The sequence below is a fragment of the Burkholderia sp. RF2-non_BP3 genome (genome assembly GCF_001522185.1).
Classification (GTDB): domain Bacteria; phylum Pseudomonadota; class Gammaproteobacteria; order Burkholderiales; family Burkholderiaceae; genus Burkholderia; species Burkholderia diffusa.
In genome coordinates this window covers 26,398-40,197 of the sequence record NZ_LOSU01000034.1, presented here as the reverse complement: position 1 = coordinate 40,197, position 13,800 = coordinate 26,398, and the positions used below count along the sequence as shown (strand labels likewise).

Annotated in this window: 13 protein-coding genes; all 13 read right to left on the bottom strand. The window is 64.6% G+C overall.

What is annotated here, in order from left to right:
• Nucleotides 1-17: 17 nt before the first annotated feature.
• Nucleotides 18-1,526 (bottom strand): insecticidal delta-endotoxin Cry8Ea1 family protein, encoded by a 1,509-nt coding sequence (locus WS45_RS18830; RefSeq protein WP_059701064.1) that lies wholly within the window; start codon nucleotides 1,524-1,526, stop codon nucleotides 18-20.
• Nucleotides 1,527-1,586: 60 nt separating this feature from the next.
• Entirely contained in the window at nucleotides 1,587-1,940 is a 354-nt protein-coding gene (locus WS45_RS35125; protein ID WP_156437224.1) for a hypothetical protein, read from the bottom strand.
• Nucleotides 1,941-2,019: 79 nt separating this feature from the next.
• Nucleotides 2,020-2,928 carry a flagellar motor protein MotB gene (locus WS45_RS18825; RefSeq protein ID WP_059701063.1) on the bottom strand — a complete coding sequence of 303 codons (909 nt, stop codon included), beginning with the start codon at nucleotides 2,926-2,928 and terminating at the stop codon, nucleotides 2,020-2,022.
• 13 nt (nucleotides 2,929-2,941) lie between these two features.
• Nucleotides 2,942-3,799 carry a flagellar motor stator protein MotA gene (gene motA / locus WS45_RS18820; protein WP_059525802.1) on the bottom strand — a complete coding sequence of 286 codons (858 nt, stop codon included), beginning with the start codon at nucleotides 3,797-3,799 and terminating at the stop codon, nucleotides 2,942-2,944.
• 117 nt (nucleotides 3,800-3,916) lie between these two features.
• On the bottom strand, nucleotides 3,917-4,837 hold the full coding sequence (locus WS45_RS18815) for a flagellin N-terminal helical domain-containing protein (protein WP_059701062.1): 921 nt from the start codon (nucleotides 4,835-4,837) through the stop codon (nucleotides 3,917-3,919).
• Nucleotides 4,838-4,976: 139 nt separating this feature from the next.
• On the bottom strand, nucleotides 4,977-5,912 hold the full coding sequence (locus WS45_RS18810; RefSeq protein WP_059701061.1) for a hypothetical protein: 936 nt from the start codon (nucleotides 5,910-5,912) through the stop codon (nucleotides 4,977-4,979).
• Complete coding sequence (locus WS45_RS18805) at nucleotides 5,909-7,300, bottom strand: glycosyltransferase family 2 protein (RefSeq protein ID WP_257140533.1); 1,392 nt, start codon at nucleotides 7,298-7,300, stop codon at nucleotides 5,909-5,911. Before WS45_RS18805 ends, WS45_RS18810 begins: the two co-directional genes overlap by 4 nt.
• 663 nt (nucleotides 7,301-7,963) lie before the next feature.
• A complete protein-coding gene (hutC, locus tag WS45_RS18800; protein ID WP_059525795.1) occupies nucleotides 7,964-8,719 on the bottom strand; it encodes a histidine utilization repressor in 756 nt (251 codons plus the stop codon).
• A 50-nt stretch (nucleotides 8,720-8,769) separates the two neighbouring features.
• Entirely contained in the window at nucleotides 8,770-10,263 is a 1,494-nt protein-coding gene (locus WS45_RS18795) for an HAL/PAL/TAL family ammonia-lyase (protein WP_059701060.1), read from the bottom strand.
• A 7-nt stretch (nucleotides 10,264-10,270) separates the two neighbouring features.
• Nucleotides 10,271-11,062, bottom strand: a complete 792-nt coding sequence (locus WS45_RS18790) for an ABC transporter ATP-binding protein (RefSeq protein WP_059525791.1) — start codon at nucleotides 11,060-11,062, stop codon at nucleotides 10,271-10,273.
• 28 nt (nucleotides 11,063-11,090) lie between these two features.
• Entirely contained in the window at nucleotides 11,091-11,837 is a 747-nt protein-coding gene (locus WS45_RS18785; RefSeq protein ID WP_059701059.1) for an ABC transporter permease, read from the bottom strand.
• Between the two features lie 12 nt (nucleotides 11,838-11,849).
• Nucleotides 11,850-12,572, bottom strand: coding sequence for an ABC transporter permease (locus WS45_RS18780; protein WP_059525787.1), 723 nt, complete (start codon nucleotides 12,570-12,572; stop codon nucleotides 11,850-11,852).
• A gap of 92 nt (nucleotides 12,573-12,664) precedes the next feature.
• Nucleotides 12,665-13,525 (bottom strand): transporter substrate-binding domain-containing protein, encoded by an 861-nt coding sequence (locus WS45_RS18775; protein WP_059525785.1) that lies wholly within the window; start codon nucleotides 13,523-13,525, stop codon nucleotides 12,665-12,667.
• Between the last annotated feature and the right edge of the window lie 275 nt (nucleotides 13,526-13,800).

The window sequence follows — 13,800 nt, the reverse complement described above, 5'->3', positions numbered from 1 at the left end:
GAATCGCGCCCGGGCGGCTACGTTCGTCCCCTTCCGGGTATGTGCGCCGTCACGTCTCGCCAGAACGCGTCCCGACGCGACTGCAACTGCGTCGAAATGGATCGGGGCAGGCAGTCGGGGCCGGTATTCGGCTGCGTTACCGCACTGACGTACATCAGTTCCCTGACGGCAGGAGGCGTGTAGCGGGTATCGACACTGAAGCCGAAAATGATGCATCCCAGATCGCTGTCGTAGAACCCGCTTCGGGTCCACATGTTCAAGGTTGTCAGCATGCGGCCCGGCACCGACACGATGTATCGCGTGCCACCGAGATCCGTCCGGTTCCACAAGGTCTGCATGCTGCCGTCGTCGAACTCCAGACCCAGCTCCAGCGGCGTATCGCCACTCCTGAGATGAGCCGCCACGATGTTGTATCGCTTGCCGTCGGCAGGCGTCGGCAACCTGAAGGTTTGCTTTTCCACGCCGTCCAGGTCGTCCGCAATGATCCCGTAGCGGTCGGTCCGGCCTTCGCCACGCCACATCTCGGGGCCTTTTCCGGTCGGATAGCTGACGTCGACCACGCGCGGCGTTGCGTTGAAATATTCGACATGAATGCTCGCGATCGACGACAGAGGCCGGCTATACGGAACATCGACGCCAATGCCCGACATCTGCGCGCAAGACACGTCCCAGTCGTCGGCCGTGCCGTAGGCCGCACTGTAGACGTCCTTGAACGGTATGTCGGTCACCTTGCCGGCATGCTGCGTCGGGTCGAGACAGGTGAGCAGCGTCCGGAAATCGTCGATCAGCAGTGTCCGCTTCGTATAGAAAGGCCGGTAGTAGGCGTAGATGTCCGTGTTGTGCATCCCCGGGGAGCTTGGCGCATGCGTGTCGAGCCGCGCCTTCCCGTCGGCCATCACCTTGTCGAGATAGTTTCCATATCGGCTCGCCGTATCGCCCGCCTGTTTGACGATGCCCGCGTAGTAATCGCTGCTCCAGCCCCATCCCTTACCGTTGAGTACCGCGTCGCGCAGCAGCGTCATGTGCAGATTCGTGAACATCGCGCACAGCGGCGCAAGCACCCATGCGAATTTTTCGTTCTGGAACTGAGGGGCGGCGCCGACAAACTCGGTATTCGTCGCGATGAATTGCATGCGTATCGCTTCGTTGTCTCCCAGTTTGACCGCTGACAAGTATTGCTTCAACACGTCGCCGAGCCCGTCGAGTTTCGCTTTCAGCAGGCTGTACACGGTGTCGTCGATTTTCTCGTCGATCATGCGCTCGACGCGCTCGCGTATCTGCGCCCAGATGTCGGGCTTGTCCGAAGGCCACAGCAGGCTGACGAGGCCCGACACGAGCCAGCCGACTTCGGGAATTTGTCCGAGCCCGGTGGCCAATACCGTCTTGAACATGGTGACGGGATCGTAGTCGGGATCGTGCAGATTCGGGCGAGAGGCCGGCAGCATCGGTGCGGCATGCACCGGCGGCATCACAAGCGTCCATCCCGCGAGCGAGATCGTCTTGAGTAACGTACGTCGAGTGATCATGATTCCATTTTCGTCCGGGAAGTGACGGGATTTGGGTCCGATCGAACTCGATTGCGGGAATCACTGCGGCGTCGCCATGGGCTCCGTGGCGTTCGACGTCCGTGCGATGCTCGGTGGCATCGCGCGGCCCCGACAATCTCGAGCGGCGATCACCGAGACCGTGCCAGCACCGACGACATGCGCAACCGGGTTGACGGCTGCCCCCATGATTCGCAGCGTCGTGGTGGTCGTCACGCTCGATCGATGCCCGTCAAGCGTGCGGAGGATGCCGACACTTTGCGAATGGAAACGTATTCCATGGCCATTCATGGTAATTCGGCTTCCAGGGAAATCGATTCCAAAATGCGCCGGAAATTCGAACGAGCGTGGAATATTTTTATTCATTTCGCAATACGTATGGAAATACGTTCCCATTACGCATCGTTCGCCGAATGTCCGAAGGGCGCAGGACGTCGTTCATCGACGCGGCCGGCCGAAGGCCGCGTCCGACCCGTCAACCCGTTGCGGCGCGCGGCGCCGTGCCATCCGGCTCCGCCGTGCCATCCTTGATCTGCTCCACGCCGACGCCTTCACCCCGGAACTGGCGCCGCCACGCATCCTCCGCCCGCATCGTCAAGAGAAACAGCTCGACGCGCCGGTTCCTGCCGTGCTCGGGGTTGTCCTGCACGGCCGGAATGCTGTCGCCCATCCCCAGCACCTGGAACAGCCGCGCGTCGTCGATGCCGCCATCGAGCAGCAGTTGCCGCGCCCGCAACGCGCGCCGGCTCGACAGGCTCCAGTTGTTGCTGAACGCGGACGCGCCCGCGAACCGCGTCGCATCGGTATGGCCGACGATCACCATCTTGTTTGTGACCGAATCGAGCACCGGCACCAGCGCCGCCAACAGCTTGACGAACGACGCGCTCAGCTTGTCGCTGCGACGCTCGAACATGCCGTTGTTGTCCGAGTCGTGAATCGCGATGCGCACGCCCTGGTCGTTGATCGTCACGCCGACATCCGTCTCCATCCCCTGCTTCCGCGCTTCATGCAGGATGCGCATCGCGAGCGCCCGGCGCGCTTCCAGCGAATCGATCGTGCGTCCCTGCGCGGACGATTTCGACCGCGGCGCCGGACGCGTCGATCGAATGTCCACCATCGGCGCGACGACGGGCCTGCGCGCATCCTGCTCGAAAATGCCGACCCCGCCTTCGAACATGGGCTTGCCGCCGATCGCGACCGCCACCCGCTTGCGCTCCTCCTCCGGCGTCACGTTCATCACCCACAACACCATGAAGAGCGCCATCAGTGCGAGGGTGAAGTCCGCGAACGCCACCTTCCATGCGCCCCCCGAATGCGCTTCGTGGCGCCGGTGCGCGCGTTTGATGATCGTCGTGCCATGGCCGGCATCCTTGTGATTGCTCATGCTGTGCGCTCCGCTATCGCCCGGTCTCGGCAATCCATGTCTCGAGCCGCGCGAAGCTCGGCTTCACGTCGAGCTGAATCACCTTGCGGCCCGCATCGACCGCAAGCAGCGTCGGTTTGGCGGCCACTTGCGCGCAGAGCACGACCTTCACGCATTCGAATGCCGACATGGCGCTTTTCACGCGGTGTCCCATCGCGCTCGAAAGCGGTTCAAGAACGCCATAGCACATCAGGATGCCGAAGAATGTGCCGACCATCGCCGCGGCAACCTGTATGCCGATCGCGGACACGTCGCCGCTGATGTTCGCCATCGTCGTCACGATCCCGAGCACGGCGGCGAGAATGCCGAACCCGGGCATCGCCTCCGCGACCTTCGACAACGACCGCGACGGCTGCATCAGTTCGTCCTCGATCGCCTGCAACTCCTGATCCAGCATGCCTTCGAGCTCGTGCTGCGTGATGCGCCCCATCGCCATCAGACGAAAGTTGTCGACGACGAATGCAATCAGGTGCGGCTGCGCGAGAATCATCGGATATTTGCGAAACATGTCGCTTTCCCTGGGCTCCTCGACGTGCTGGTCGAGCGCCTTGAGCCCACCGTCCCGAACGGTTTCGAGCAGTTCGTAAAGCATCAGCAGCAGTTCGCGCTGGAACTCGATGCCGTTTCCCTTTCGGGCGATCACGTGCCTGATCTGGACGATCATTTCGAACAGCACGCTGCGTGGATTGCCCATGACGAGCGCGCCGGCGGCCGCGCCGACGATGATCAGGATTTCGGTCGGCTGCCAGATGCTGCTCAGCGCGCCGCCATGCAGCACGAAGCCGCCGAACACGCCGCCCAGGACCAGGAGTATCCCAATTGCCAATTGCATAGAGTGTTTCCCGTCTTTCAGGAGAATGCGCCGCGATACAAGGCGGGGCGGCCGGCGTCATGACACGACCCGACGCCGGCCGCCGCGCCGCCGGAAGGCGACGCGACGCTCCTCGGGTTACTGCAGGAGCGACAGAACCAGCTGGCTCATCTGCGCCGACTGCTTCAGCATCGAGCCGCCGGCTTGCTGCAGGATGTTCAGCTTGGTCATGTTCGCGGTCTCGGCCGCGTAGTCCACGTCACGGATACGGCCTTCCGCGTCCTGCGTGTTGTTGGTCATGTTCGACAGGTTGGCCCCGATGTGGGTCAAGCGGTTCTGGCCCGCACCGATCTCGCCGCGAATGTTGCCGACTGCATCGAGCGCGGTCGTCAACTGATCGAGCAGCGCGTTGGCGCCCTTGACGGTCGAGATGTCGGTGGCGGCGCTCGATGCACCGCTTGCGCCGCTGGCACCGCTGGCGCCGCCCGTGCCCTTGTACACCTGCGACGCGGCCTTGAGCGCCGTATCGACTGCCTTGAGCGCATTCGACACGTCGAACTTCATCACCTCGCCGGACGTGTTGCCGATCTGGAAATTGTTCACTTCCGTCAGCTTGCCGGCGGCGGCGCCGGACGCGCCCGACGTCGCCATCAGCTTTTCGCCGCCGTACGACGTGTTGCTCATGATGTTCACGAGCTCGGTGCCCAGCGCGTCGAACTCCTTTTGCAGGGCGTCCCGATCCGCTTGCGCGTAACCGGAATCCGCTGCCTGCGTCGTGAGGTCCTTCATCCGGTGCAGGATGCTCTCGATCTCGCTGAAAGCGCCTTCGGCGGTTTGCAGCATCGACTTTGCGTTTTCGGTGTTCTGGGACGCAACCGTCATGCCGCGGCTCTGCGACAGCAGGCGAGTCGCGATCTGCAGCCCGGCGGCGTCGTCCGCCGCGGAGTTGATGCGGTAACCCGTGCCAAGACGCGTCATCGACGTCGTGAGGCTCTGTTGCGTGTTGCCGAGCGCGCCCTGGATGCGCATCGATGCGAGGTTGGTGTGCAGACTGATCATTCGGATTCCTTTATCAAGTGACTTTCAGGGATCGGGGCGCCTTGCGACGCCCTCGCCATCTATAGGCGTCAGTTCCACGTCAAACCTTAAACAGTGCGAATCGATATTTTTATCCGGAAGCGGGATGCGGCCTGTTGCCTTAATCGTCTTCGCCGCCAATCAACGAGAAGCCCACCACCAACGGGTCCGCGTGATCGTCCCGCGCGAGGCTCGCCTTGCCGCCGCGATGCCAGGCGGCGAACAGGCGAGACACGACGCGCTCGTCGAGCGCGATGTCGCTGGCAGCCAGCAATGCGCAGTAGTTCCGCAGGCAGAAGTAGTCGAGACACACATCGAGGAACGCCTGCGGATACGCGCTGCGCTCGACTGCCGGAAAGACTTCGTCGTAGCACCGGTAGAGGAAATAGTTCGGCCACACGTGATCGTGCTTCTCGAAAAACGCATCGACCGTGCTTGACTGCTCGAAGCCGCGCAACGCGTCGGACAGAAATCCGTCCGACAGTACCTGCAGCTCGGCACGCTTCAGATTGAGCGTGCGCTCCGCATGTGCGCCGACATCGAGATGTATCGACGCCTTGACGAGACGGCGCAGATACGCGCGCCGGTACAGGTCCGAGACCCGCACCCGGCGGAACTGCGCGTGCAGCACGTCTTGTGCAGCGAAGTCGATCAGTTCCGCAGCCACGTCGATCGGCAGCGCCACGTCGTCGTCGTTCACGTCGGGTCGGGCGAGGCGGCTCAGCAGCACGCCGATCGCATGCATGCGCTCCCGGATCGTCAGCCCGGGCGCGATGAGGAGGTAAATGCACGCCTGGTTGACGCTGCTCCGCCAGACGCTGAGCGCATCGGCTTTCCCTGCCTCGGACATGCGTTCATGCAGCTCGAACGCATCGCGCGCAAACAGCGCTTCGTGCGCGACGCTGTCGCATTGCAGCACCGCGCTGTGACGGACGTGGTTGGTCCACGCGCGCGCGACGCAAGGCGTCGCGTCTCGACAGTACGCGCACTGGCACGCATCGATGCGGGCGTGCCCGCGCACGAGGAATTGAGGAATGTAGCTGGCGATCTCGTTCATGGTGTGTGGGTTCGTTGACTCGTCGGAACGGGTCGGTCCGGCGCGCCGCCGTGGTACGCGTCCGTCATTTTCCGGAAGAATCCGGCCGTCAGATCGGGGCCGCCATCGCGTTGCGACAGATACGCGAAACTCGGATACAGCCCGAGCCATCGCGCATTCGCCATCAGGGGCAGCCATGCGTGGTCGATGCGCGCGCCGGATGCGCCGTCGTCGCCCGGCTCGGTGAGCATGTGTTCGAGATGCGTCGCGAACACGTCGTAATACGGCCGGTTGACCGCGTACGCGACCGCTTCTTTCGCGAGATGGATCTTCTGCGCGCCCGGCAGCGCGTGAAGCGGCACGCCGCTCGCGACGTCCGCGCCGAGCAGCGCGACCTCCCAGTCGATACTGGCCAGTGCGCTCAGGAAGCGGTTCGCGTTGGCCACCGCCTTCTCCTGACGGACGAATTCGATCCGGTCGTCGAGCAGCAGATAGTTGCGCCAGCCTTGTTCGCGCGCGCGCTTCGCGATCGCAAGGTGTCCTGCCGTATCGCGGCCGTCCGGCGTCGCCGCGCGGTGCTCGACCAGTTGCGCGGCATCGACGCCCAGCTCGAGCAGCGTCGACCGGAACGCCGCGCGCCGGCGGGCATCGTCGCCGGCATGAATCACGACGCGCTCGAAGCGGTGCCATTCAACGCGCGCGTTGACCGGTGCGTGACTGAGACGGCGGTAGTGCGCGAGCAGGCGCGGGTCCGTGACGAAATCCTCGATCGTCAGCGTGGAGCGCGTGCAGCTTGCGAGGATGAAGTCCTTGTCGAACGTGTTCTCACTGTGGGAAATGCACAAGAGCGCGCGTTTCGGATCGATTTGCAGAACCGGCTCCGTGAAGCCGCCAAGAAAGCTCCGTTCTTCGGCAAGCGCCGCCGCGTCATCGTATCGGTGATACCTGAGATAGTTTCGGTGATACGCGAACGAACCGTTCAGCGCATGCTGCGGGCCGAACGCGAAGGTCTGGTAGATGCGATCGATATGGCTATACCAGATGTAAATCCGGTCGCAGCCGGAAAATGTCGCCTGCGCGCCGCGCATCGCACGAATGGTGTGCGAGATCTTGTCTGGCGGATAGTAGTCGTCGTCATCCATGCAGACGATATAGTCGCCTTGTGCGAGCTGATTCAGCCGGTTCCGTTTTCGACCGATCGTCATGCGCTCCGCGCTGTGGTAATAGCGGACACGCGCGCCTGCCGGATCAGCCGCGGCCAACTGCTCGATCAGGTCCGCGCTGCTGCATGGCGAATCGTCGAGGATCACCAGTTCGCGGCGTTCCGCCGGATAATCCTGGTACTGAAACATATAGACGAGAAACGGTAGAAACGCGCGGCGCTGCCAAGTCGGACAGACGACACTCACGAACGGCGGCGGACCATGCAAGGCTGGCGCCGCCAGCAATTTCGATGTCAGCGACGGAACGCGCGCCATGCGTCCCGCAACGGTTTTGCGACTCACGATCTCCCCCCTCGAACAATTCAATAAGGTCGGCACCTGGCGGCAGCCGCGCGGACTGCGATCAGACAACGGGGCGACTGCGTTCGCATCGATGCCGCGGCGTCGCGGAGCACGTGCGCGATGGCATGCCGGCTCCGACGCCCTCCCGCCATCTAGCGACGCGGTCGCGGAAATTCTTAAATCCGTATACGGCGAGGCGCGCCAACGCTCTCGATGATTGTTCGGTGGGCATGCGTATGCCCAAAAGAGGAAGCCGACTTACGGCCGGTGCGTTGCAATCGGCGGGGGATGAGATGAGGCGCGTGGCCGACCAAGCCATACCTCGATATCGTCACACGACCCGATCGATCCCGACGATCATGTGATCAGACGCATCAGACAAAGAGGATGCGCGGATTGTGCATAAACTACGGTGGAAAAATCCGGCATGACGTTGTCGTCGAGGCCAAGAGGTCATGCCGTGAAGAAGAGGAAGTTCTCCGAGGAACGGATTGCCTATGCGTTGAAGCAGGCCGAGCCGGTCACGCCGGTCTCATGCCCGCCTGGCGGACACGTGCGGGACAGCCCCTACATCTTCCCCGCCAGATGAAACCGCGATGCCGGATGCCACAATCTGACCGACGTGGCGACGTGCTCGCCGACCCACGTGCGGCGCCTCAACACAAGACACGGCTCGCCGATTTCCATTACGAGATGCCGACGCACCTGCGCATTGGGTTTCTCCGCATAGATCCGGAACTCCGCGTGCTGGATCGGCGCCAGTCGCACCATGTAGTGGTTCGGCGTCTCGAGCGTGAAATCCTGCTCCAGATAGGCGGGAAACAAGGCCGGATTGACGTAGCGATCCTCGAACTGGATCGGCTCGTCTTCCTCGAAATGCACGATGCGTGAATGAAACACGGGCCCGGACCGCAGCCCGAGGGCCTCGATCGCGTCCGGGTCGACGCTGCGCTCGATCAGCAGCACGCGCGCGCTGTGCCGATGACCGCGTTCGGCAATCTCGTCCGCGATGTTGCGGATTTCCAGCACCGTCGATTCGTAATGCCGGCGCTCGACGAAGGTGCCCGCGCCCTGGATGCGGGTCAGCACGCGTTCGGCCGTCAGTTCCCGCAGCGCGCGCGACACGGTCATCCGGGCCACGCCGAATTCCTTGACGAGTTCGGCCTCGGTCGGGATCGCGCCGCCGGGTTTCCAGTCGCCCTTCGCGATCCGCTCGACGACGTAGCGCTTGATCTGTTGATAGGCCGGCAATGCGCGCGCCGGCACGGCATCGCCCAATGCCCTCGCCGGTCGTGCGGAAGGTTGTCGTTCCGTTTCGTTCATGCGCCCTCGACCGAATGAATGATGGATGATCCGCCAGTCGCCGCCCGACGCTACCGCAGCGACGGCGGTTCGCCCGCGACGATGCCGGCCGCGATCGCGATGTCGTCCGCCAGCGGCCGGTCGTCGTGGTAGGCCGGCACGCGTTCGCGCACATATCGCCACAGCGCATCGGTCGACGGGGCGGGCGCCGCTCCGCTCGCCTGCAGATCGTATGCCTGCGCGGCCGCCAGCAGCTCGATCGCGAGCACGCGCGTCGCATTCTCGATGATGTCGAGCGCCTTCAGCGCGGCCGGCGTCGCATGGCACAGGTGGTCTTCCTGCAGCCCGGACGTAATGCCGCCGTCGAGGCTCGCCGGCGCCGCGAGTCGCTGGTTCTGCGCGACCAGTGCGACCGCCGTGTATTGCGCGATCATGAACCCCGAACACGTGCCGCCCGGCGCCGCGAGAAACGCCGGCAGCCCGCTCACGAGCGGATTGACGAGACGGTCCAGCCGCCGCTCGGCAATCGCCGCCACTTGCGCCATCGCGGCCGCGAGGCTGTCCATCGCCAGCGCGATGCCCGCGCCGACGGCATGCGCCTGCGAATGAACGGCCGGCGCGTCGCGCGTACCGGCAACGATCGGATTGTCGGTGACGGACGCAAGCTCGCGATCGACGACGTCCGCCGTCACCGCGAACACGTCGCGGGCCGCGCCATGCACGTGCGGAATCGTGCGCAGGCTGAGCGGATCCTGCGTATGCCGGCCGCTCGCCGCCGCAAGCATCGGGCTGTCGGCCAGCATCGTCCGCAAACGCGCGCCGACGTGCCCGATGCCGGGCGAAATCCGCAGCGCGAGCGAGGCCGGATCGAACGCCGCGAGCTGTCCGCCGAGATTCTCGAAACTCGTCGCCGCGATCCAGTCTGCCCAGTCGAGCAGCCGTTCCGCGCGGGCGAGCGCGAGCGCGGCGAGCCCCGTCACGCACGGCGTGCCGTTGACCAGGCTCAGCCCCTCCTTCGCGCCGAGCACGAGCGGTTTGCGGCCGACGCGCCGCAGCGCCTCGTCGCCGCGAATGCGCTCGCCGCGATGGCGTGCATGGCCGTGCCCGATGCAGACGAGCGCGACGTGCGCCATGTGGGTCAGATAACCGACCGAACCGTGCGCCGGCACCTCCGGCAGGCAATCGTGCTCGAGCAGCGCGACGAGCTGTTCGACGACATCGGCATGCACGCCCGAATGCCCGTGCGCGAAGTTGTTGATCGCGGCCGCGATGATCGCGCGCGTTTCGGCCGCGCCGAGCGGCATGCCGACGCCGACCGCATGGCTCATCAGGATGTTGCGCGACAGCGTGCTCTGCTGCGCCGGCGACACGATCACGTCGCACAGCGCGCCGACGCCGGTATTGACGCCGTATGCGCGAATCCCGCGCGCGACGATCTCGTCGACGAGTTCGCGCGCGGCGACGACACGCGCGCGCGCGTCATCGGTCAGCGCAAGCGGCTCGCCTGCCGCCACTGCCGCAACCTGTCGCCAGTCGAGCGGCCGTGCCGCACGGAATACGGTCATGGCAGCCTCAGTTCGATGTGCGGTCGTGGTGGCTCGACACGAACTGTCGGAAACGTTCGGAGCACTGACCGCCGAACAGGTCGTCGGGCGCGCCGTCCGAGTCGACTTCGCCCTGATGCAGGAACATCACGCGATTCGATACGTGCCGTGCGAAGCCCATTTCATGGGTGACGACCAGCATGGTGCGCCCCTCCTCCGCGAGCGAACGCATCACGCGCAGCACTTCGCCGACCAGCTCCGGATCGAGCGCGGACGTCGGTTCGTCGAACAGCATCACCTTCGGATGCATCGCGAGCGCGCGGGCGATCGCGACGCGTTGCTGCTGACCGCCCGACAGGTGCGCCGGATAGTAGCCGCGCTTGTCGGCGAGGCCGACGCGCGCCAGCAGCGCCTCGGCCTCCTCGACCGCTTCCGCGCGGCTGCGCTTCTGCACGCGCAGCGGCCCCTCGACGAGATTGTCGAGCACCGTCATGTGCGACCATAGGTTGAAGTTCTGAAAGACCATGCCAAGCTGGGAGCGGATCCGGTCGACCTGACGCCGGTCGCTCGGATGCAGCTTGCCGTCGCGCGCGCGCTTCATCGCGAGCGTTTCCCCGGCGAGCGCGACGGAGCCGTCGTCAGGCGTCTCGAGCAGGTTCAGGCAGCGCAGGAACGTGCTCTTGCCCGACCCGCTCGCGCCGAGGATCGAGATGACGTCACCCTCGTGCGCGTCGAGCGAAATGCCTTTCAGCACATGATGATCGCCGAACGACTTGTGGATGTTCTTGACCGACAGCGCAACGGGAGCAGCGGTGTTCATCGGATTCTCCTGGAAAGGATGGGGACGCTCAGGATGCGACGCGCCGGGGATTGCGCGTCGCCGCGACGGACGCGCCGGACGACTTGGGCGCGCGCAGGTGCCCGGAGAGCCGCCATTCGAGCGCGCCGAGCAGGCGCACGACGATGAAGTTCAGGGCCAGATAGATGACGGCGGCGCAGACGAAGACCTCGGTCGTCCGATAGGTCTGCTGAATGATCTGCTGCGCGACACCCGTCACTTCCCACACCGTGACGAGGCTGGCCAGCGCAGTGGACTTGACAAGCAGCACGGCTTCGGTCGAGTACGCGGGCAGGCTCTGGCGCAGCGCGATCGGTCCGATCACGCGCCGCAGCAGCGCGAAGCCCGACAGCCCGATCGAATGACCGGCCTCGATCTGCCCGACCGGCACGGCCATCAATCCGCCACGCAGGATTTCGGCCGTGTAGCCTGCCGTACACAGCGCGAGCGACAGCACCGCGCACACGTACGGCTCGCGCAGCAGCGGCCACATGAAGCTTTCGCGGATCACGCCGAACTGGCCGAGCCCGTAATACACGAGGAACATCTGGATCAGCAGCGGCGAGCCGCGAAACACGAGGATGTAGCCGCGCGCGAAGCGGTTCGGCAGCCAGTGCGGCGACACGCGCATCGTGACGATCACGAGCGACAGCAGGCCGCCGAGCACGAGCGACGCGAAGAACAGGCCGAGCGTGGTCGGCACGGCCGCGAGCAGCTGGCGCAGCGTATCGAAGAGAAAGTCGAAATCGATGGACATGCACGTTCTCCGTCAGTTGCGCGCGAAATTGCGGCGGAACGACCGGCCGACGATTGCTTCCGCCCGGTTGAACACGCGGTTCGACAAGCCCGTCATCAGCAGATACAGCGCCCCGCCCGCAACGAAGAACACGAAGTACTGGTGAGTCGAATTGGCGGCGATCTGGCTCGTGCGCAGCAGCTCGGCGAGGCCGGTGACGGAGATCAGCGCCGAATCCTTGAGGCTCAGTTGCCACACGTTGCCGATGCCGGGCAGCGCGAAGCGCAGCACCTGCGGAATCAGGATGCGGCGCAGCACCATGCTGCCCGGCATGCCGATCGCGCGCGCCGCCTCGAGCTCGCCCTTCGACACCGCCAGCACCGCCGCGCGATACACCTCGGCCTGATAGGCGCCCGAGATCATCCCGACCGCGAGCGCGCCGATCACGAACGGCGGCACGCCGATGAAGCCTTCCGCGCCGAACCACTGGCCGACGGCCGTGACGAGCGTCGAGCCGCCGAAGTAGAACAGATAGATGACGAGCAGTTCCGGCACGCCGCGAAACACCGTCGTGTACAGGTCGCCGAGCAGGCGGGCGCTGCGGTGGCGCGACAGCTTCGCCGCCGCGATCGCCGCGCCGATCACGGCGCCCACCGCGAGCGCGGCGAGCGTCAGTGCGACCGTCATCAGCGCCGCGAGCAGCAGCACACCGCCCCAGCCTTCGGTTCCGAAGCCGAGCATTTCAAGAATCGCCATGCGTGCCTCCCGGCAAGCGTTGAGTGAATCTGCGGGACGCGTGCCGCCGCGCGTCGTTCGAATCGCTTACGCGGCGGCCGCCGAATGCACGCTTACGGCGTGACGTCGGTCTTGAACCACTTGTCGGCCAGCTTCTTCACCGTGCCGTCCGCGAGCGCCGCGCCGATCGCCGTGTCGAACTTCGTCTTCAGATCGGCATCCTGCTTGCGGAACGCGAGGCCTTCGCCCGGCCCCCAGATCGGCCCCCCGAGCTTCGGCCCCGCGAGCACGATCGACGCGTTGTCCTTCTTCGTGTTGTTCGCCGCGTAGTACGTGACGTCGTCGAACGACGCATCGATGCGCCCGGCGACGAGGTCGAGATCGCGCTCGGGCGAGGTCTTGTACACGCGAATCGACGCGATGTCCTTGAAGCTGTCGTTGATGAACTTCGTATAGACGGTGCCCGACTGGATACCGATCGTCTTGCCCTTCAGCTGCTTGCGCAGCGCGTCGACGGTGGGCTTGTCGGCGTTCGCGTCACCCGTCAGCTTGACCATCGGCGCGCCGGGCGCGGCCTTCGGCAGGATCTTGGTATCGGTGACGGCGAACGTCGCGGGCGTCGCCGCATACGGACGCGAGAACAGCAGGATCTTTTCGCGCTCCGGCGTGATCGAAATCGCATCCATCAGGATGTCGAACTTACCGGCCTGCAAGCCGGGAATCATCCCGTCCCAGTCCTGCGCGACCATGTTGCACTGCACCTTGATCCGCTCGCACACGTTGGCGAGCAGCTCCGGTTCGAAACCACCCAGCTTGCCGCCCGGCAGCGTGAGGTTCCACGGTGCGTAGCCGCCTTCGAGTGCGACCGTCACCGTCTTCCACTCCTTTGCCTGCACCGGTGCGGCGAGCGTTGCCGCTGCTGCCGCGATGACGCCGATCGTCCTGATTGCCCACTTGATGCGCTTGCCGTTCACGAGAGTTCTCCTTGCGTTGAAGTGCGTCATCCCTTCGGTGCAGCAAGCCGCCTCAGGAATTTGTCTATACAAGCATGCAAGAAGAAAAACAGCGAGACAAGCATCGATCAAAAAAAACCGTGAAAACGCGGGAAATCCCCTAATTTAGGGGCTCCGACGTGCCTCGTTGCGGGGAATTCAGGCACGCAGTTGGTGCATGCCGGACGATCCAATCGGCAGGATGACTAGACAAATCCTGAATTCGATCGCACGGCACAGGCAGAGGGAACCCCGGC

Bases quoted from the DNA above. Each gene is read 5' to 3' on its own strand.
- WS45_RS18785 (WP_059701059.1), bottom strand. From the start codon at position 11,837: ATGTCCATCGATTTCGACTTTCTCTTCGATACGCTGCGCCAGCTGCTC.
- WS45_RS18825 (WP_059701063.1), bottom strand. From the start codon at position 2,928: ATGAGCAATCACAAGGATGCCGGCCATGGCACGACGATCATCAAACGC.
- WS45_RS18810 (WP_059701061.1), bottom strand. From the start codon at position 5,912: ATGAACGAGATCGCCAGCTACATTCCTCAATTCCTCGTGCGCGGGCAC.
- WS45_RS18815 (WP_059701062.1), bottom strand. From the start codon at position 4,837: ATGATCAGTCTGCACACCAACCTCGCATCGATGCGCATCCAGGGCGCG.
- WS45_RS18790 (WP_059525791.1), bottom strand. From the start codon at position 11,062: ATGAACACCGCTGCTCCCGTTGCGCTGTCGGTCAAGAACATCCACAAG.
- WS45_RS35125 (WP_156437224.1), bottom strand. From the start codon at position 1,940: ATGGGAACGTATTTCCATACGTATTGCGAAATGAATAAAAATATTCCA.
- motA (WP_059525802.1), bottom strand. From the start codon at position 3,799: ATGCAATTGGCAATTGGGATACTCCTGGTCCTGGGCGGCGTGTTCGGC.
- WS45_RS18830 (WP_059701064.1), bottom strand. From the start codon at position 1,526: ATGATCACTCGACGTACGTTACTCAAGACGATCTCGCTCGCGGGATGG.
- WS45_RS18780 (WP_059525787.1), bottom strand. From the start codon at position 12,572: ATGGCGATTCTTGAAATGCTCGGCTTCGGAACCGAAGGCTGGGGCGGT.
- WS45_RS18795 (WP_059701060.1), bottom strand. From the start codon at position 10,263: ATGACCGTATTCCGTGCGGCACGGCCGCTCGACTGGCGACAGGTTGCG.
- hutC (WP_059525795.1), bottom strand. From the start codon at position 8,719: ATGAACGAAACGGAACGACAACCTTCCGCACGACCGGCGAGGGCATTG.